This window comes from Rubrivivax sp. A210, from assembly GCF_904426505.1.
Taxonomy (GTDB): Bacteria; Pseudomonadota; Gammaproteobacteria; order Burkholderiales; family Burkholderiaceae_C; genus Rubrivivax.
Genome location: NZ_CAJGBN010000011.1, coordinates 60,538 through 80,572, shown reverse-complemented (window position 1 = coordinate 80,572; position 20,035 = coordinate 60,538). Strand labels below are relative to the sequence as shown.

Annotated in this window: 15 protein-coding genes; 11 read left to right on the top strand and 4 right to left on the bottom strand. The window is 71.4% G+C overall.

Annotated features, from left to right (window positions below; translation table 11 throughout):
• The 4 genes from JMV16_RS08625 to JMV16_RS08610 form a co-directional block, all read left to right on the top strand.
• On the top strand, positions 1-2,241 hold a 2,241-nt coding region (locus JMV16_RS08625; protein WP_201493849.1), incomplete at its 5' end, for an Ig-like domain-containing protein.
• Between the two features lie 474 nt (positions 2,242-2,715).
• On the top strand, positions 2,716-5,034 hold the full coding sequence (locus JMV16_RS08620) for an Ig-like domain-containing protein (protein WP_201493848.1): 2,319 nt from the start codon (positions 2,716-2,718) through the stop codon (positions 5,032-5,034).
• An 80-nt stretch (positions 5,035-5,114) separates the two neighbouring features.
• Positions 5,115-5,984 carry an NF038132 family protein gene (locus JMV16_RS08615; protein ID WP_201493847.1) on the top strand — a complete coding sequence of 290 codons (870 nt, stop codon included), beginning with the start codon at positions 5,115-5,117 and terminating at the stop codon, positions 5,982-5,984.
• A gap of 490 nt (positions 5,985-6,474) precedes the next feature.
• Complete coding sequence (locus JMV16_RS08610) at positions 6,475-7,320, top strand: NF038132 family protein (protein ID WP_201493846.1); 846 nt, start codon at positions 6,475-6,477, stop codon at positions 7,318-7,320.
• A gap of 53 nt (positions 7,321-7,373) precedes the next feature.
• Here JMV16_RS08610 and argG read toward each other — a convergent pair whose 3' ends face one another.
• Positions 7,374-8,705, bottom strand: a complete 1,332-nt coding sequence (gene argG / locus JMV16_RS08605; protein ID WP_201493845.1) for an argininosuccinate synthase — start codon at positions 8,703-8,705, stop codon at positions 7,374-7,376.
• Between the two features lie 47 nt (positions 8,706-8,752).
• Positions 8,753-10,252: a glycine betaine ABC transporter substrate-binding protein gene (locus JMV16_RS08600; RefSeq protein ID WP_201493844.1), complete on the bottom strand. Its 1,500-nt coding sequence runs from the start codon at positions 10,250-10,252 to the stop codon at positions 8,753-8,755.
• Between the two features lie 210 nt (positions 10,253-10,462).
• On the opposite strand from JMV16_RS08600, the gene JMV16_RS08595 reads away from it, so the two are divergent.
• Positions 10,463-11,158 carry a class I SAM-dependent methyltransferase gene (locus JMV16_RS08595; protein ID WP_201493843.1) on the top strand — a complete coding sequence of 232 codons (696 nt, stop codon included), beginning with the start codon at positions 10,463-10,465 and terminating at the stop codon, positions 11,156-11,158.
• Between the two features lie 12 nt (positions 11,159-11,170).
• Here the strand turns inward: JMV16_RS08595 and hutH are convergent, their stop codons facing one another.
• Complete coding sequence (gene hutH, locus JMV16_RS08590; RefSeq protein WP_201493842.1) at positions 11,171-12,709, bottom strand: histidine ammonia-lyase; 1,539 nt, start codon at positions 12,707-12,709, stop codon at positions 11,171-11,173.
• Complete coding sequence (hutU, locus tag JMV16_RS08585) at positions 12,709-14,403, bottom strand: urocanate hydratase (RefSeq protein WP_201493841.1); 1,695 nt, start codon at positions 14,401-14,403, stop codon at positions 12,709-12,711. The genes hutH and hutU overlap by 1 nt, the downstream gene beginning before the upstream one ends.
• A 74-nt stretch (positions 14,404-14,477) precedes the next feature.
• On the opposite strand from hutU, the gene hutC reads away from it, so the two are divergent.
• Genes hutC through JMV16_RS08555 form a run of 6 tightly spaced genes read left to right on the top strand, consistent with a single transcriptional unit; the run spans position 14,478 to position 19,998 of the window.
• Positions 14,478-15,200, top strand: a complete 723-nt coding sequence (hutC, locus tag JMV16_RS08580; RefSeq protein ID WP_201493840.1) for a histidine utilization repressor — start codon at positions 14,478-14,480, stop codon at positions 15,198-15,200.
• Between the two features lie 20 nt (positions 15,201-15,220).
• Entirely contained in the window at positions 15,221-16,042 is an 822-nt protein-coding gene (locus JMV16_RS08575; RefSeq protein WP_411565016.1) for a phytanoyl-CoA dioxygenase family protein, read from the top strand.
• On the top strand, positions 16,042-16,614 hold the full coding sequence (locus JMV16_RS08570; RefSeq protein ID WP_201493838.1) for a HutD family protein: 573 nt from the start codon (positions 16,042-16,044) through the stop codon (positions 16,612-16,614). The genes JMV16_RS08575 and JMV16_RS08570 overlap by 1 nt, the downstream gene beginning before the upstream one ends.
• 8 nt (positions 16,615-16,622) lie before the next feature.
• Positions 16,623-17,831: an imidazolonepropionase gene (hutI, locus tag JMV16_RS08565; RefSeq protein ID WP_201493837.1), complete on the top strand. Its 1,209-nt coding sequence runs from the start codon at positions 16,623-16,625 to the stop codon at positions 17,829-17,831.
• Entirely contained in the window at positions 17,828-18,622 is a 795-nt protein-coding gene (hutG, locus tag JMV16_RS08560) for an N-formylglutamate deformylase (protein WP_201493836.1), read from the top strand. The genes hutI and hutG overlap by 4 nt, the downstream gene beginning before the upstream one ends.
• A complete protein-coding gene (locus tag JMV16_RS08555) occupies positions 18,619-19,998 on the top strand; it encodes a formimidoylglutamate deiminase (protein WP_201493835.1) in 1,380 nt (459 codons plus the stop codon). Before hutG ends, JMV16_RS08555 begins: the two co-directional genes overlap by 4 nt.
• Positions 19,999-20,035: the final 37 nt, after the last annotated feature.

The window sequence follows — 20,035 nt, the reverse complement described above, 5'->3', positions numbered from 1 at the left end:
CTGGCCCGCGTCGGCCCGACCAACCTGCCCTCGCCCGCCGGCCACGGCTTCCCGCTGTGGTACCAGGATGCCACCGGCCTGGTGCTCGACCTGTGCCTGCCCAACGCCGCTGACCCGGGCGGCCTGCAAGGCCTGGTCTGCCTGATGGAGACCGCGCCCCCGTACAACTTCCCCGCCACCTTCCCCGGCGAGTCGTTCTACTTCCGCGCCACCACCCCGCCGATGGACATGCCCGGCGGCAAGAAGGCCACCCTCGTCCTCGGCCTGGAAGCCACCTTCAACGGCGGCGTGGCCGCGGTCAATGACCAGGTCACCTTCACCCGTATCCGTGCCACCGCCGGCGTGCCCGAAGTCGGCACCTACACGGTCACCCACCCCTACGGCACCAACGTCATCGAAGTCACCGCTGTCGGCCCCGGCAACCGCGACCTGAACTTCTCCGAAGACATCGGCATCACCACCGGCGTGTTCAACGGCGCCCTCAAGAGCCGTCTGGGCCCCTTCCTGGTCGCCGCCGACCCCGTCACCGGCGCCGCCCTGCCCCCCGTCACCATCAACGGCGCGCAGTTCCTGGCCGACGTCGACCCCGTCAATGTCACCGGCAGCCCCTTCAACACCAACTTCTTCCGCATCTGCGGCAAGCGCGCCGACGGCTCCGTCATCGTCCTGGGTGGCTTCGGTCCCGCCGATCCCGCCGACCCGCTGAGCACCGGCAGCTGCGCCGAAACCGCCATCTTCAGCCTCACCGGCCGCGTGCATGACGCGATCACCAGCCCCATCGGCAGCCCGCTGAAGGTCGACGGCGTCACCTACAGCCGCAACGCCGCCGGCACCCACGTCGATGTCTCGGCCACCGCCGGCCGCGCCCTGGCCAGCCAGCCCGTGCCGCTGCTCAGCGCCGCCTCCTCCACCACGCCCCCGGTGCGCATGGTCGGCCCCGACGTGCTCGACCGCTTCTACACCCACGGCTTCACCGACCCCACCGGCGCCCTGCCCGGCCAGGTCATCGTGATCAACAGCGCCGACACCCCGCCCAGCAGCGCGCTGGCCACCGCCCACGACGTCGTCACCGTGCTGTCCACCTCGTATGACGCCGTGGCCCAGACCCTCACCGTCGTGGCCACCTCCAGCGACAAGGGCTTCGGCGCCGAGCTGCCCCCGGCCCTGATCCTGGACGGCTACGCCACCGTCACCGCCACCACCGGCACCGTCGCCGGCGACCCCGCCTCGGTCACCCTGGTGGCCAGCGGCGTCACGATTCCTCCCAGCCTGATCGTCGTGCAGTCCTCCACCGGCGGCCTGGGCCGCGTCGAGCTGGCCCCCTCGGCCAACGACGCCTACGCCCCGGGCGTGCCTTACGCCTTCGACGACCTGGTCACCATCGCCGGTGAAGCCGTCGGCCCGCAGCCCATCACGGTGCTGGCCAATGACCTGGCCAATGCCCTGGCTCCGATCGATCCCGCCACCGTCGCCCTGATGGCCCCGGGCCTGACCCCGGCCAACATGGGCACCCTGGTCAAGAACCTGGACGGCACCTTCACCTTCACGCCCAACGGTCGTGTCGGCGCGGCTTCCTTCAAGTACACGGTCAACGCCACCGGCGTCGTCGGCTCCTCCAACGTCGCCACCGTCAACGTCAACGTCGACGTGCCCCTGGCCGGCGCCACCCCGCTGGCCGCCGCTGACGGCCCCGTCACCACCCTGATCGGCACCGCCGACGTGGGCGGCCAGACCATCAACGTCCTGGCCAACGACATCGGCAACGGCGGCACCCTCAACACCGCCAGCGTCACCATCGTCCCGGGCTCCGTGGTCGGTGGCACCGCTACCGTGCAAGCCGGTGGCACCGTCAAGTTCGTCGGCGGCACCGCGGCCAACGCCAACGCCGGCTTCGACTACACGGTGGCCAACACCAACGGCCTCCTCAGCGCCGTCACCCACGTCCGCACCCCCGTCATCACCTCCGAGCCGGTGGCCGTGGCTGCCGGTACCCAGTGCACCCGTGCCAGCCGCCGCTGGCGCATGGACGGCACCGGCATGGTCCCCAACACCACCGTGACCGTCTACAGCACCGGCACCGTCCCGGCCGCCCCGACGGCTGCCAACACCATCGCCACCGTCACCGCTGACGCCACCGGCGCCTTCACCGTCGACGCCGTCGGCCCCACCTGCGCCACCCGCGCCAGCCTGCGCACCTCGACCCACACCAACCGCACCAACATCGCGGTCACCCTGCGCTAAGCCCCTCCCGGCCGGCCACCTTCGCGGGGGCCGGCCGCCAGGGCATGGCCTGGCAGCACGCTGCCTCCCGACCCCCGCTGGCAACAGCGGGGGTCGTTTCATTTGGGGTTGCGGTGTGCGTGCCGCGCCGCCTGGTCCCAGGCCTGCGGGCCAGCCGCTCAGGCCGGCCCCTCAGGCGGCACAGGCCGCAAAGGCCGCAAAGGCCTCATGGTCCGCCATAAGACCCGGGGCCCGCCTGCACCGGCGGGTGTTATCCCCCACCCGACTTACCCCCAAACCGGACCGTTAGCCCCGGGCGTCGCATGAAGCCCCCGTCAGATCACAAAAAACACAATCAAATCAATTACTTGTAAAGACCCCGCAAACAGGGGGCGACCACCCCCAAGGAAGCGGCACGGTGCTTGCGAACAAGAAAGCGAGCGCGCGCCGAAAGCGCGTCACCCAACACCACTTCCACATTCAGGGAAACTCACCATGCGTACCACCCGTTTCTTCAAGGGCGCCCTGTGCGCCAGCGCGCTGGCCGTGGCCAGCCTGGCCGCCCACGCCGATCTGGCCCGCGTCGGCCCGACCAACCTGCCCTCGCCCGCCGGCCACGGCTTCCCGCTGTGGTACCAGGATGCCACCGGCCTGGTGCTCGACCTGTGCCTGCCCAACGCCGCTGACCCGGGCGGCCTGCAAGGCCTGGTCTGCCTGATGGAGACCGCGCCCCCGTACAACTTCCCCGCCACCTTCCCCGGCGAGTCGTTCTACTTCCGCGCCACCACCCCGCCGATGGACATGCCCGGCGGCAAGAAGGCCACCCTCGTCCTCGGCCTGGAAGCCACCTTCAACGGCGGCGTGGCCGCGGTCAATGACCAGGTCACCTTCACCCGTATCCGTGCCACCGCCGGCGTGCCCGAAGTCGGCACCTACACGGTCACCCACCCCTACGGCACCAACGTCATCGAAGTCACCGCTGTCGGCCCCGGCAACCGCGACCTGAACTTCTCCGAAGACATCGGCATCACCACCGGCGTGTTCAACGGCGCCCTCAAGAGCCGTCTGGGCCCCTTCCTGGTCGCCGCCGACCCCGTCACCGGCGCCGCCCTGCCCCCCGTCACCATCAACGGCGCGCAGTTCCTGGCCGACGTCGACCCCGTCAATGTCACCGGCAGCCCCTTCAACACCAACTTCTTCCGCATCTGCGGCAAGCGCGCCGACGGCTCCGTCATCGTCCTGGGTGGCTTCGGTCCCGCCGATCCCGCCGACCCGCTGAGCACCGGCAGCTGCGCCGAAACCGCCATCTTCAGCCTCACCGGCCGCGTGCATGACGCGATCACCAGCCCCATCGGCAGCCCGCTGAAGGTCGACGGCGTCACCTACAGCCGCAACGCCGCCGGCACCCACGTCGATGTCTCGGCCACCGCCGGCCGCGCCCTGGCCAGCCAGCCCGTGCCGCTGCTCAGCGCCGCCTCCTCCACCACGCCCCCGGTGCGCATGGTCGGCCCCGACGTGCTCGACCGCTTCTACACCCACGGCTTCACCGACCCCACCGGCGCCCTGCCCGGCCAGGTCATCGTGATCAACAGCGCCGACACCCCGCCCAGCAGCGCGCTGGCCACCGCCCACGACGTCGTCACCGTGCTGTCCACCTCGTATGACGCCGTGGCCCAGACCCTCACCGTCGTGGCCACCTCCAGCGACAAGGGCTTCGGCGCCGAGCTGCCCCCGGCCCTGATCCTGGACGGCTACGCCACCGTCACCGCCACCACCGGCACCGTCGCCGGCGACCCCGCCTCGGTCACCCTGGTGGCCAGCGGCGTCACGATTCCTCCCAGCCTGATCGTCGTGCAGTCCTCCACCGGCGGCCTGGGCCGCGTCGAGCTGGCCCCCTCGGCCAACGACGCCTACGCCCCGGGCGTGCCTTACGCCTTCGACGACCTGGTCACCATCGCCGGTGAAGCCGTCGGCCCGCAGCCCATCACGGTGCTGGCCAATGACCTGGCCAATGCCCTGGCTCCGATCGATCCCGCCACCGTCGCCCTGATGGCCCCGGGCCTGACCCCGGCCAACATGGGCACCCTGGTCAAGAACCTGGACGGCACCTTCACCTTCACGCCCAACGGTCGTGTCGGCGCGGCTTCCTTCAAGTACACGGTCAACGCCACCGGCGTCGTCGGCTCCTCCAACGTCGCCACCGTCAACGTCAACGTCGACGTGCCCCTGGCCGGCGCCACCCCGCTGGCCGCCGCTGACGGCCCCGTCACCACCCTGATCGGCACCGCCGACGTGGGCGGCCAGACCATCAACGTCCTGGCCAACGACATCGGCAACGGCGGCACCCTCAACACCGCCAGCGTCACCATCGTCCCGGGCTCCGTGGTCGGTGGCACCGCTACCGTGCAAGCCGGTGGCACCGTCAAGTTCGTCGGCGGCACCGCGGCCAACGCCAACGCCGGCTTCGACTACACGGTGGCCAACACCAACGGCCTCCTCAGCGCCGTCACCCACGTCCGCACCCCCGTCATCACCTCCGAGCCGGTGGCCGTGGCTGCCGGTACCCAGTGCACCCGTGCCAGCCGCCGCTGGCGCATGGACGGCACCGGCATGGTCCCCAACACCACCGTGACCGTCTACAGCACCGGCACCGTCCCGGCCGCCCCGACGGCTGCCAACACCATCGCCACCGTCACCGCTGACGCCACCGGCGCCTTCACCGTCGACGCCGTCGGCCCCACCTGCGCCACCCGCGCCAGCCTGCGCACCTCGACCCACACCAACCGCACCAACATCGCGGTCACCCTGCGCTAAGCCCCTCCCGGCCGGCCACCTTCGCGGTGGCCGGCCGCCAGGGCACCCACCCATCACCGAACTCGAACAGGGGAATGAACATGAAGACATACGCCCACCGGAACCTCGTCGGCGCAGCCCTTGCTGCGCTGACGCTCGCGGCGCCGACGCTGGCCCAGGCCGTTGCAGTGCTGCCGCCGGCCAGCCTGGCCGGCTGGACCACCGTCGGTGTGTCCGGCGCCACGCCGGCCAATGGCAGCGTGACCGAGCTGGCCGGCGCCTACGCCAACGGCCGGCTGGGCTATGTCACCACCGACGGCTCCAGCGCCATCGGCGCCGCCCTCACGCCGTCGCTGCAGTTCAATGAGCAAAACGGCTCGCGCATCCGCTCGGCCGCCTTCACGGCCAACGCCGGCGACACCTTTACCGCCGCCTTCAACTACATCACCACCGATGGCAGCGAGTTCTCCGACTACGGCTGGGCGCGCATCGTCAATGCCACCAACTTCAGCACCGTCGGCTGGCTCGTCACCGTGCGCAGCGGCAACCGCAACACCGGCAGCATGATTCCCGGCGGCGTGACCGACGAATACGATCCGCGCGACACCATCACCAACTTCGACACCTTCAACTTCGTCGAGCGCACCGCCGCGAACGCGCCCCTCTTCTCGGGCCTGGGCAATGCCTCCGGCCAGTGCTACGACACCGTCAATTCCTGCGGCTTCACCGGCTGGCTCCGCACCACCCACAGCTTTGCCGCCGCCGGCAGCTACCGGCTCGAGGTGGGCGTGATCAACGCCATCGACCAGCAGTTCGGCTCGGCCATGGTCTTCGACTTCGCCGGCCTCACCGGCACGCCGCCGCTGGCCGCTTCGCCGGTGCCGGAGCCCGGCACCAACACGATGATGCTGTTCGGCGCCCTGGCCAGCATCGGCGTGGCGCTGCGCCGCCGTCGGCGCGCCGAAGACTGATACTTCCAGCCGCGGGGCCGCAATGGCCCCGCGCGGCGGCCTCCCCGGCTGCCATCCGCTCCGGGCCCCTGCGGCCTCAGGCAAAGCCTCTCCCCCCTCCCCAGCCAGGACATCTGCAAAGCCTGCAGCAACGCTGATGCGTCACCAGGAGGGCCTGGCCTTGGCAGGCCTGCAGCCCGCCATTGCCGGCCCTATCGGGCGCGAACCCCGTTGACAACTGGATACAAGCTCAGGCAGATCACCCGCCCCCAACCGGCAGAACTGGGCGAAATGCCCCAGGCACCAAGACGCCAACAGCGTCCGCCAGGCTCTCTTCAGGCCGTGACGCCAGCGAAGCAAGCGAAATATTGCGCAGTGATCAGGCACTTGCAGGCCGCCCCCGCAAACAGGGGGTCAAAGGCCGGCCGCAAGGCTCATTTCTTGCGCACTACCCGTACTCAGAGGCCCAGTAGCGGCCGTCCGGACAACTCTTCTACGCAAGGAAAGACCCATGAACAAGAACAACCGCCCCAGCCCCCTTGCAATGGCCGCCGCCATCGTGGCATTGGGCACGGCCCAGGCCTCCTGGGCCGCGGCGACGCCGCTGCCCTCGAACGTCAGCAGCTGGGAAACGGCAGGCAGCACCGGCACCAGCGGCCCCGCCGGCGACATCGGTGACTCGACGCTGTTCGCCAATGGCAGCTTCGGCTATGTCACCACGGCCGATTCGACGGCCAATGGCGGCGCGCTGACCCCGGCCGTGCAGTCGGGCGAGACCAACGGCTCGCGCCTGCGCTCCACCGCCTTCGCGGCCAATGCCGGCGACACGCTCTCGATGGCCTTCAACTACATCACCACCGACGGCAGCGAGTTCGCCGACTATGGCTGGGCGCGCATCATCAACGAGTCCAACTCTTCCACCGTGGCCTGGCTCTTCACGGTGCGCAGCGGCAACCGCAATACCGGCCGGATGATTCCGGGCGACATCACGCCCGCCTTCAATCCCGATGCCACCATCGTCAACTTCGGGGCTTTCGATTTCAACCGGACGACGACGCCGATCTCGTCGCTGCTGGGCGATTCCAGCGGCCTGTGCTTCGCTGACGTGGGCTCCTGCGGCAACACGGGCTGGCTGCAGTCGCGCTACAGCTTCACGGCCGGCGGCAGGTTCCGCGTCGAAGTGGGTGTCACCAACATCCAGGACAATCTCTACGACTCGGCGCTGGCCTTCGACTTCCAGGGTCTCACCGGCAGCGCCGTCACGCCGTCGGTGCCCGAGCCCAGCAGTGCCTGGCTGCTGCTGGCCGGTGGCCTGGCCGGCATGGGCACCCTGCGCCGCCGCCAGACGGCGCGCTGAACGTGCCCGCCGCCGCGCGCCCGGGGTTCGGGACGCGGCGGCCCTTTCACTGATCAGCCGCCGCGCGGCGGCTCCAGCAGGCCCATGCCGCCCTCGCCGCTGAGCAGGCCTACGCGGCTGTAGATGCCCAGCTTGGCGCGCGTGTCCTCGATGTCGAGGTTGCGCATGGTCAGCTGGCCGATGCGGTCGGCCGGGGAGAAGGCCCCCTCCACCTTTTCCATGCTCAGCCGCTCGGGCTTGTAGGTCAGGTTGGGGCTCTCGGTGTCGAGCAGGCTGTAGTCGTTGCCGCGGCGCAGTTCCAGCGTCACGGTGCCGGTGATGGCGCGCGCCACCCAGCGCTGGGCGGTCTCGCGCAGCATCATGCACTGGGGGTCGAACCAGCGGCCGTGGTACAGCAGCTTGCCCAGGCGGCGGCCGTTGGCGCGGTACTGCTCGATGGTGTCCTCGTTGTGGATGCCGGTGACCAGGCGCTCGTAGGCGATGTGCAGCAGCGCCATGCCCGGGGCCTCATAGATGCCGCGGCTCTTGGCCTCGATGATGCGGTTCTCGATCTGGTCGCACATGCCCAGGCCGTGGCGGCCCCCGATGCGGTTGGCCTCCTCGAACAGCGCCAACGCACTGGGGAAGGTGATGCCGTTGAGGGCCACCGGCACGCCTTCCTCGAAGCGCACGCTCACGGTCTCGGCCTTCACCGCGACCTCGTCCTTCCAGAAGGCCACGCCCATGATGGGGTTCACGATGCGGATGCCGGAGCTGAGGTATTCCAGATCCTTGGCCTCGTGCGTGGCACCCAGCATGTTGCTGTCGGTGCTGTAGGCCTTCTCGACGCTCATCTTGTAGTCGAAGCCATGGGCGACGAGGTATTCGCTCATCTCCTTGCGGCCCCCCAGCTCGTCGATGAAGGCCTGGTCGAGCCAGGGCTTGTAGATCTTCAGGGACGGGTTGGCGAGCAGGCCGTAGCGGTAGAAGCGCTCGATGTCGTTGCCCTTGTAGGTGCTGCCGTCGCCCCAGATGTTGACGCCGTCCTCGCGCATCGCCACCACCAGCGCGGTGCCGGTGACGGCGCGGCCCAGCGGCGTGGTGTTGAAGTAGGTGGCGCCACCTGTAGAGATGTGGAAGGCACTGCACTGGATGGCCGCAATGCCTTCGGCCACCAGCTGGGCACGGCAGTCAACGAGGCGGGCGATGTCGGCGCCATAGGCCAGGGCCTTGCGCGGGATCTCGTCGTAGTCGCTCTCGTCGGGCTGGCCGAGGTTGGCGGTGTAGGCGCAGGGGATGGCGCCCTTGGCGCGCATCCAGTACACGGCGGCGCTGGTGTCGAGGCCGCCGGAAAAGGCGATGCCGACGCGCTGGCCGGCGGGAAGGGATTGGAGGATGTGGGTCACGGGCTGGGTTCTCCTGAGCCCGCGATTGTCGCAAGGTTGCGACCGCCTCAGTGCCGCCAGCGCCGCTCCAGCCACTCGAAGCCGCCCTGCACCGCCAGCGCCAGCAGTGCCGCCGGCAGCGCGCCGGCCAGCATGGCCTGGCTGTCGTTGACGGCGAGGCCGGCGACGATGCGCTCGCCCAGCCCGCCGGCGCCCACAAAGGCGGCCACGGTGGCGGTGCCGACGTTGATGACCGCCGCCGTCTTGATGCCGGCCAGCAGCACCGGGCCGGCCAGCGGCAGTTGCACCGTGACCAGCGTCTGACGCTCGCTCAGGCCCAGCGCCCGCGCCGCCAGCGTCAGGCCCAAGGGCACGCCGGCCAGCCCGGCATGGGTGTTGCGCACGATGGGCAGCAGGGCATAGACGAAAAGGGCCAGCAGCGCCGGCACGAAGCCGATGCGGCCCAGCGCCGCCACCAGAAAGGCCAGCAGCGCCAGCGAGGGCACGGTCTGCAGCACGCCCACGGCGCCCAGCAACCAGGCCGCCAGCCGCGGCCGCCGCCAGGCCCAGATGCCCAGCGGCACGCCCACCGCCACCGCCAGCACGAGCGAGCCCAGGACCAGCGCCAGATGCTGGGCCGTGAGCCGGGCCAGATCGGGCGCGAACAAACGGCTGGCGAAGCCCTGGCGCGGGGCCGGGGTCGACGCCGCCGCGTTGGGCGCGGCGCCGGCCAGGAAGCGCCGCGCCACCTCGGCGAAGGCGAGGCCGTCGAGCTCGACCTGGGCGTTGAGCGCGATCATCGTCGCCTCGGTTATGCGCCCGGCCAGGGCGCGCAGCGGCGCCTCGTCGACGCCGGCGCGCATCAGCAGCACGGCGTCGTAGCGCGGGAAGAAGCCGCGGTCGTCGGCCAGCACGCGCAGGCCGTAGCGGGCTATCTTGGCGTCGGTGGAATAGACGTCGATGAGGTCGACCTGGCCGCCGCGCAGCGCTTCGTAGGCCAGGCCGTGGTCCAGCGCCGCGCCCGGCGCCAGCGTCAGGCCGTAGGCGCGCTGCAGCGCCGGCCAGCCGTCGGCGCGCTGCTGGAACTCGTGCGACAGCCCCGCCTTCAGCGTGCCTGCCGGCAGCCGCGCGAGGTCGGAAATCGTCTGCAGCCCCAGGCGGGCCGCATCGGCCTCGCGCAGCGCCAGCGCATAGCTGTTGTTGAAGCCGAAGGGCACCGCCGCCTTCAGCCCGCGCGGCGCCAGCCGCCGGTTGAGTTCGTCCAGCGGCGGATTGCCCTCACCCTTGAGCAGCTCGCGCACGATGGTGCCGGTGTATTCCGGGTAGATGTCCACCGCGCCGGCGGCCAGCGCCTGCTCCAGCACGCCGGTATTGCCCAGGCCCTGGCGGTGTTCGGCCGCGACGCCCGCCTGCGCCAGCGACTGGCGCACGATCTCGCCCAGCACATAGCTTTCGGTGAAGCGCTTGGAGCCCACCACCAGGGTTTGTGCCGCCAGGGCAGCCGGAGCGAGCCAGAGCGCCAGCAGTGCGGCAGCCAGAGCCAGCGCCGAGGCGCGCCGGGGGGCCATCAGGCCTGGCCCTTGCAGTGGCACGGTGGGTTGCTGACGCGGGCCATGGGCGGGTCTCCTGTCGGGTGCGGGTGTGCAGGCGGCGATTCGGCCGCAGTTGCCGCGGGCGGTCAAGGCCCGGCCGACCCCGGCGACAGGGTGGAAGGGCCGAGGCGCATACTGCGGCTCCGAGTCCCCCGACAGCGCGCGCCACCCGGCCCGCCCCTCCCGATGCCCGGCTACCTGACCAAGCTGGAGCGCATCGCGATTGCCGGCGCCGACCACCTGATGATCCGTTCGCTGCTGGACCGCCAGCAGTTCGCCGACCCGCTGGGCGAGGCCGCGCGGCTGGGCATCTCGTCGGCCACCTGGCCGCTGTTCGGGCTGCTGTGGCCCTCGGGCGCGCTGCTGGCCGCACGCATGGCCGCGCGCCTGCTCAAGCCCGGAGAACGCATCCTGGAGATCGGCTGCGGCCTGGCCCTGTCCAGCCTGGTGGGCCACCGCCGCGGCGCCGACGTCACGGCCAGCGACAACCACCCGTTGGCCGCCGGCTTCCTGGCCGCCAACCTGCGGCTCAACGCATTGCCGGCGATGAAATACCGCCACGGCGAATGGGCCATCGCCCCGCCCGCCGATCTGGCGCAGCCGGCCTGGCGGCCCACCGCGCTGGGCCGCTTCGACCTCATCATCGGCAGCGACGTGCTCTATGACCGCGACGCCAGCGCGGCGCTGGCCGGCTTCGTGGGCCGCCATGCCGCCGACGAGGCCGAGATCTGGATCGTCGACCCCGAGCGCGGCAACCGGCCGCGCTTTGCGCGCGCCCTGGCGCAGCAGGGCTATGCGCTGCAGGAGCAGCGCCTGGACCACGGCGCCCACGGCGAGGCGCCGGCCTACCGCGGCCGGCTGCTGGTCTTCAAGCGCGGCTGAACTTCAAGCCCATCAGGCCGCCACCCACAGCGTGGGCAGGCCCTCCAGCGTGTGCAGCAGGGTCGACAGCGAACCATCGCGCACCAGCGCAGAGGCGGCCTCGATGTCGGGCGCGAGGTAGCGGTCGACCATCATCGCGCCGCAGCGCTGGCGCAGCAGGGCGTGGGCGGCTTCCAGCGGCGGCGAACTGGCCAGCGGGCGCAGGAACTCGATGCCCTGCGCACTGGCCAGCAGCTCGATGCCCAGGATATGGGCCACGTTGGCGATCATCGGCTGCAGGCGCCGCGCCGCGAAGGTGGCCATGCTCACATGGTCTTCCTGGTTGGCGCTGGTGGGCAGGCTGTCGACGCTGGCCGGGTGGGCCAGGCTCTTGTTCTCGCTGGCCAGGCTGGCCGCGGTGACGTGGGCGATCATGAAGCCACTGTTGAGCCCGGCGTTGGGCGTCAGGAAGGGCGGCAGGCGCGAGACGCTGCTGTCGATGAGCATGGCGATGCGGCGCTCGGCGATGGCGCCCACCTCGGCGATGGCGCAGGCCATGGCGTCGGCCGCCAGCGCCACCGGCTCGGCGTGGAAGTTGCCGCCGCTGATCATGCTGCCGTCGTCCGGAAAGACCAGCGGGTTGTCGGTGACGGCATTCGCCTCGCGCAGCAGCACCAGGGCGGCATGGCGCAGCTGGTCGAGGCAGGCGCCCACCACCTGCGGCTGGCAGCGCAGGCAATAGGGATCCTGCACGCGGTCGTCGCCCTCCTGGTGGGACTGCCGGATGGCGCTGCCGGCGAGCAGCTGGCGGTAGTACTGCGCCACGTCGATCTGCCCAGGCTGGCCGCGCAGCGTGTGGATGCGCGGGTCGAAGGGGCCGTCGCTGCCGCGCGCCGCGTCCACCGTGAGCGCGCCGATGACCAGGGCCGATTCCAGCACCGGCTCGAAGGCAAAGAGGCCGTGCAGCGCCAGCGCCGCGCTGGTCTGGGTGCCGTTGATCAGCGCCAGCCCTTCCTTGGCCTGCAGCACCAGCGGCGCGATGCCGCGCTCGCGCAGCACCTGGGCGGCCGGGCGGCGCACACCGTCCACCATGAACTCGCCCTCGCCCATCAGCGCCAGCGTCATGTGCGACAGCGGTGCCAGGTCGCCCGAGGCGCCGACGCTGCCCTGGCTGGGCACATAGGGCACGAGGCCGGCGTTGTGCACCGCGAGCAGGCTGTCGATGACGACCGGCCGCACGCCGGAGAAGCCGCGCGCCAGGCTGGCGGCCTTCATCGCCAGCATCAGGCGCAGCACCGGCGCGGGCAGCGCTTCGCCGACGCCGACGCTGTGGCTGCGGATCAGGTTGAGCTGCAGCGTGGCCAGGTCGGCCTCGCTGATGCGCGTGCTGGCCAGCTTGCCGAAGCCGGTGTTGACGCCATAGACCGGGGCGCTGCCCTCGGCGGCGCGGCGCACGATGGCGGCGCTGGCCAGGATGGCCGGCAGCGCGCCGGGGTCCATCACCAAGGGCTGGCCACCGGCGTGGATGGCCTGCAGTTCCTCGAGCGTGAGATTTCCGGGCCGCAGCAGCATCACAGGCCTCCGATCATGGGCAGGTTCAGGCCTTGCTCGCGGGCGCAGGCCACGGCGCTGGCGTAGCCGGCGTCGGCATGGCGCATCACGCCGGTGGCGGGATCGTTCCAGAGCACACGCTCGACCCGCTTTGCCGCTTCATCCGTGCCATCGCAGACGATGACCACGCCGCTGTGCTGGCTGTAGCCCATGCCGACGCCGCCGCCGTGGTGCAGACTGACCCAGGTGGCGCCGCCCGCGGTGTTGAGCAGGGCGTTCAGCAGCGGCCAGTCGCTCACCGCGTCGCTGCCGTCCAACATGCTTTCCGTCTCGCGGTTCGGAGAAGCGACGCTGCCGCTGTCCAGGTGGTCGCGGCCGATCACGATGGGCGCCTTCAGCTCGCCGCTCTTGACCATCTCGTTGAAGGCCAGGCCGGCGCGGTGGCGCTCGCCCAGGCCTATCCAGCAGATGCGCGCCGGCAGGCCCTGGAAGGCGATGCGCTCGCCCGCCATGTCCAGCCAGCGGTGCAGCGCCGCGTCCTCGGGGAACAGCTCCTTCATCTTGGCGTCGGTCTTGCGGATGTCTTCCGGGTCGCCCGAGAGAGCCACCCAACGGAAGGGCCCGCGGCCGCGGCAGAACAGCGGGCGCACATAGGCCGGCACGAAGCCGGGGAAGTCGAAGGCGTTCGCGACGCCGGCGTCCTTGGCCACCTGGCGGATGTTGTTACCGTAGTCGACCGTGGGAATGCCCTGCTTCTGGAAGGCGAGCATGGCCTGCACGTGCACCGCACAGCTTTGCGCCGCGGCGGCACGCAGGGCCGCGTGCCGGGCCGGATCGGCCTGGGCGGCACGCCATTGCTCCACGCTCCAGCCGGCCGGCAGGTAGCCGTTGACGAGGTCATGCGCGCTGGTCTGGTCGGTGACGAGATCGGGCCGCACGCCGCGCCGCACCAGCTCGGGCAGGATCTCGGCCGCATTGCCCAGCAGCGCAATGCTCACCGCCTTGCCCTCGGCCGTGTAGCGCGCGATGCGGATCAGCGCGTCGTCCAGGTCGGCTGCCTGCTCGTCGACGTAACGGCTGCGCAGACGGAAATCGATGCGGCTTTGCTGGCACTCGATGTTCAGGCTGCAGGCGCCGGCAAAGGTGGCGGCCAGCGGCTGGGCGCCGCCCATGCCGCCCAGGCCGGCCGTGAGGATCCAGCGGCCGGCCAGATCGCCGCCGTAGTGCTGCTTGCCGGCCTCCACAAAGGTCTCGTAAGTGCCTTGCACGATGCCCTGGCTGCCGATGTAGATCCAGCTGCCAGCCGTCATTTGGCCGTACATCATCAGACCCTTGCGGTCGAGCTCGTCGAAATGCTCCCAGGTCGCCCACTTGGGCACCAGATTCGAATTGGCGATGAGCACGCGCGGCGCGTCGGCATGGGTGCGGAACACGCCCACCGGCTTGCCGCTCTGCACCAGCAGGGTCTCGTCGGGCTGCAGCTTGCGCAGGCTCGTGAGGATGGCCTCGAAGCAGTCCCAGTTGCGTGCCGCCTTGCCGATGCCGCCATAGACCACCAGGGCGTCGGGGTTCTCGGCCACCTCGGGATCGAGGTTGTTCTGCAGCATGCGGTAAGCGGCCTCGATGAGCCAGTTGGCGCAGGCGATGTCGGTGCCGCGGGGGGCACGCACCGGGCGGGGCTGGGCAAGATGCTGGACGGTGGAAAGATCGGTCATGGCGGGCTCCAGGGGCGGCTTGGCGTGGCCGCAATGTACTTGACTAGACAAGTCTATGCAAGTAGGATTCAGCCATGCTTGCCACCGACGCACCGCCGCCCTCGGCCCCCTATGCCCGCGTCAAGCAGCACCTCAAGGCCGGGTTGGCTGCAGGGCGCTGGCCGGCCGGCGCGCTGATGCCTTCAGAGGCCGAGCTGGTGGCCGAGTTCGGCGTCAGCCGCATGACGGTGAACCGCGCGCTGCGCGAGCTGCAGACCGAGGGCCTGGTGCAGCGCACCCAGGGCGTGGGCACCTTCGCGGCGCCGCTGCACAAGGTGAGCAGCACCCTCACGCTGCGCGATCTGCACGACGAGATCACCTCGCGCGGCCACCGCCACCATGCCCTGGTCCATCTGCAGCGTGCCGAGCCGGCCGATGCGGCGCTGGCGGCCCAGCTGGGCGTGGCCGTCGGCAGCGAGGTCTTCCACACCCTCATCGTCCACCACGACAACGGCCTGCCGCTGCAATGCGAAGACCGCTATGTCAACCCGGCCTGCGCGCCCGGCTACCTGGCGGCCGACTTCACGCGCACCACGCCGACGCAGCAGCTGTTCGACACCACGGCGCTGTGGCGCGCGCAGTACGCCATCGAGGCCGGCCGGCCCACCGCGCAAGAGGCGGCGCTGCTGGGCATTGCCGAGGCCGAGCCCTGCCTCATCGTCGTGCGCCGCACCTTCACGCGCGAGGCGCCCATCACCATCGCCCGCCTGGTGCACCCGGGCCAGCGCTACAGCCTGCACGGGGAGTTCCAGCCTTGACCACGAGCCGCCACCCCAGCCTGGCCGCACGCGCCGCGGCCGTGGCCTCCGACGAAGCCATTGCCGCCTTCCAGCGCGACGGCGCGGTCTGCCTGCGCGGCCTGCTCTCGGCCGATGAAGTGGCCGTTCTCGCCCGCGGCATCGACGCCAACCTGGCCCATCCCAGCCCGCGCGCCCTGGTGGCCAGCCGGCCCGACGACCCCGGCCATTTCATCGAGGACTTCTGCAACTGGCAGGCCAATGCCGACTACCGAAGCGTGATCTTCGAATCACCCCTGGCCGAGGCCGCGGCGCGGCTGATGCAAAGCCGCAGCGTGCGCCTGTACCACGACCACATGCTCACCAAGGAGCCGGGCACGCGCCAGGCCACGCCCTGGCACCAGGACCAGCCCTATTACAACGTCGATGGCCGCCAGAACATCAGCTTCTGGATTCCGGTGGACCCGGTGCGCCGCGAGGCGACGCTGGAGTTCGTCGCCGGCAGCCACCGCGGCCCCTGGCTGATGCCGCGCAGCTTCATGAGCAATGAGGCGCGCTGGTTCCCCGAAGGCAGCCTGGCCGACCTGCCCGACATCGAAGCAACCAGGGCCCAGCATCCCATCCTGGGCTGGGCGCTGGAGCCGGGCGATGCCGTGGCCTTCCACATGCTGGCCTTGCACGCCGCGGCCGGCGCCGACCGCCGGCGCCGCGTGTTCTCTGTGCGCTTCCTGGGCGATGACATGCGCCACGCGCCGCGGCGCTGGAAGACCTCGCCCGACTTCCCGGGCCTGGCCGACGAACTGCCGCCGGGCGCGCCGCTGGAGCACGCGCTGTTCCCGCGGCTTATCGAGGGCGGCGCCTGATGCACATCGTCACCCTGGCCGGCATCGCGCCCCAGCCCTGGCGCAATGGCGGCGGGACCACGCGCGACCTGCTGGCCCTGCCCTCACCCGCCGACTGGTGGCTGCGCATCAGCGTCGCCGAAGTCGCGCGCAGCGGGCCTTTCAGCGCCTACCCCGGCATAGAGCGCTGGTTTGCCGTGGCCGAAGGCGCGGGCGTGGTGCTGGGCTTTGACGATGGCGAGCAACGACTGCTTGCCGACTCGGCGCCGATCCAGTTCGACGGCGCGGCGGCACCCGCCTGCACGCTCATCGCCGGTGTCACCCAGGATCTCAATCTCCTCGTGCGCCAGGACGCCGGCCACAGCCTGATGCAGGCGGTGGCGGACGGCGGGCCATGGCGCAGCGACGCCGCGCTGCGCGCCGTCTTCGTCTGGCAAGCCGCGACGCTGCATGTCGAGGGCCGGCCGCCGCTGATGCTGCCCGCCCAGACCCTGGCCTGGACCGATGCCGCGAACGGCGAGCCCTGGACCCTGCATCCCGCCGCCCCCAGCCTGCGCGCCTGGTGGCTGGCCTTCGAGGCGCACACGCGATGAGCGAGCCCATGATCACCACCCTCTGGCGCCACGCCCGCCTGGCCACGCTGCAGCCGGGCACGCCCTGGGGCTGGGAGGAAGACGGCGCCCTGCTGGTGCAGGGCGACACGCTGCGCTGGGTGGGCCCGGATGCCGCGCTGCCGCCCGATCTGCAGCCCGACCAGGAGATCGACCTCCAGGGCGCCCTGGTCACGCCCGGCCTCATCGACGCCCACACCCACCTGGTCTACGGCGGCCAGCGCGCGGCCGAGTTCGAGCGCCGGCTGCAGGGCGCCAGCTATGAAGAGATTGCACAGGCGGGCGGCGGCATCCTCAACACCGTGGCAGCCACGCGCGCCGCCAGCGACGACGAGCTTTTCCGCGCCGCCGCCGCCCGCGCCCGCACGCTGATGGCCGAGGGCGTGACCACGGTCGAGATCAAGTCGGGCTATGGCCTGTCCCAAGCGCACGAGGCACGCTGCCTGGCGGTGGCGCGGCGCCTGGGCCGCGAGCTGGCGCTGACGGTGCGCACCACTTCGCTGGCGGCGCACGCGCTGCCGCCTGAATACGCGGGCCGCGCCGACGACTACATCGACGCCGCCTGCTCCTGGCTGGCCGGCCAGCAGGCCGCGGGCCTGGTCGACGCAGTCGACGCCTTCTGCGACCACATCGGCTTCAGCCCGGCCCAGACCGACCGCATCTTCCGCGCCGCGCGAGCGCTGGGCCTGCCGGTCAAGCTGCATGCCGAACAACTGAGCGACCAGGGCGGCGCGGCGCTCGCGGCCCGTCACGATGCGCTGAGCTGCGACCACCTCGAACACCTCTCGCCGGCCGGCATCGCGGCCATGCGTGCCAGCGGCACGGTGGCCATGCTGCTGCCCGGCGCCTACTACTTTCTGCGCGAAACAAAGCTGCCGCCGGTGCAGGCGCTGCGCGACGCCGCCGTGCCCATCGCCATCGCCAGCGACCACAACCCCGGCAGTTGCCCAGGCGGCAGCCTGCTGCTGATGCTGAGCATGGCGTGTACGCTGTTCCGCCTGACGCCCGAAGAGGCGCTGCGCGGCGTCACCGTCAACGCGGCGCGCGCCCTGGGCCTGCCCGACCGGGGCCGCCTGGCCGAGCGCCTGCGCGCCGACTTCGCGGTGTGGGATGCCGAACACCCGCGCGAACTGGCCTACCGCTTCGGCCTCAACCCCTGCCGCCGCGTCGTCTGCGGCGGTGTCGAAAGGGCGCCATGAACGACATCTACAGCCTGCAGCGCGGCAGCGCGCCCCTGCTCATCAGCGCGCCCCATGTCGGCACCCACATTGCGGCCGACCAGCAGCAACGCTACACGGCGCGTGCGCTGGAAGTCGAAGACACGGACTGGTTCCTCGACCGCCTCTACGGCTTTGCCGTGGCGCTGGGCGCGACGCTGATCCTGCCGCGCCACAGCCGCTACCTCATCGACCTCAACCGGCCGAGCGAGAACACGCCCATGTACGCGGGCCAGAACAACACCGAGCTGTGCCCCACCCGCCATTTCACCGGCGAGCCGCTCTACCGCGAGGGCCAGGCGCCCGACGCGGCCGAGATCGCGCGCCGCGTGGCCGTCTACTGGCGGCCCTACCACCGGGCGCTGGGCGAGGAGATCGGGCGCCTGCGCGCCGCCCACGGCCATGTCGTGCTCTTCGATGCCCACAGCATCAAGAGCGAGCTGCCCTGGCTGTTCGAGGGCCGGCTGCCGCACCTCAACCTGGGCACGGTGGGCGGCAGCAGCTGCGCCCCAGCGCTGCGCGAGCGGCTGGCCGCTGTGCTGGCGTCGCAGGCAGCCTACAGCCACGTCGTCGACGGCCGCTTCAAGGGCGGCCACATCACGCGGCATTTCGGCAACCCGGCGGCCGGCGTGCATACGGTGCAGCTCGAGATGTGCTGGCGCGCCTACATGGACGAGACGCCACCCTATGGCTGGCACGATGAACGTGCCGCTGCGGTGACCCCGCTGCTGCGTGCCCTGGTGCAGGCCATGCTGGATTGGCGGCCCCAGTGACGACGCCGCAACCCTTGTGGGCCCCCAGCGCCTGGCTGGACGGGCGCTGGCAGGACGCCGTGCTGCTGCGCGCCGATGCATCGGGCCGCTGGGCCGAGATCACACCCGGCGTGCCGGCGCCGGCCGACGCCACGCGCCTGCCCGGCGCCGTGCTGCCGCCGCTGGTGGACGCCCACAGCCACGCCTTCCAGCGCGCCTTCGTGGGCCTGGCCGAGCGGCGCAGCGGCGACCATGACGACTTCTGGTCCTGGCGCGACCGCATGTACGGCGTGGCGCTGCGCATCAGCCCCGATCAGCTGCGTGCCGTGGCGGCCCAGCTCTACACCGAGCTGCTGGCCGGTGGCTACACCCAGGTGTGCGAATTCCACTACCTGCACCACGGCGAGGACGGCCGGCCCTATGCCGACGCGCTGGCGATGAGCCGGGCGCTGGCCGAGGCCGCGGCCGCGACCGGCATGGGCCTGACGCTGCTGCCGGTGCTGTACGAGCGCGCCGGCTTTGCCCAGCCGGCGCTGCGCCCTGACCAGCGCCGCTTCGCCAGCGATGTCGACACCGTGCTGGCGCTGCGCGATGGCGTGCGCGCGCTCGGCCTGCCGCAGGTGAGCGCCGGCATCGCCATCCATTCGCTGCGCGCCGCAGCGCCGGCCTCCATGCACCGGCTCATCAAGGGTCTGGGCGACGACCCCGGCCCCATCCACATCCACATCGCCGAGCAGACGGCCGAGGTCGACGACTGCCAGGCCGCCACCGGCAGCAGGCCCATCGCCTGGCTGGCGCGCGAGTTCGAGCTGGACGCGCGCTGGCAGCTGGTACACGCCACCCACGCCGAGCCGGACGAGATCGCGGCCGTGGCGGCCTGCGGTGCCGGCATCGTGCTCTGCCCCAGCACCGAGGCCAATCTGGGCGATGGCCTGGCCGACCTGCCGCGCTGGCTGGCCAGCACCACGCCGCTGTCCATCGGCAGCGACAGCCAGGTCGGCCGCGCCTGGCCGGAAGAGTTGCGCTGGCTGGAGTACGGCCAGCGCCTGCTGCTGCGCCGGCGCAATGTGGCGGCCGACCCGGCCCGGGCCGAAGGTGCCACGGCGGCGCGGCTGTTCGACCGCGTGCGGGTCGGCGGCGCCGCCGCGGCGGGATTCAGGAACTGGGGCCTGCAGATCGGCGCCCGCGCCGACCTGCTGGTGCTGGACGAGGCAGCCAGCGGCCTGGAAGGCCTGCCGGCCTCGCACCGGCTCGATGGCCTGGTTTTCGCCACCGCGGCACCGGCCTTTGCCGAGGTCTGGGTGGCGGGGCGACGGGTCATCGCGGGCGGCGCGGCCGCTGAAGGTGGCTCGCGCCGCGCGGCCTGCGTGCAGGCGCTGCGTCAACTGGCACGCTGACAAGCGCGCCGGCCGGGCCGCGCCCGGCAGTTGGCTG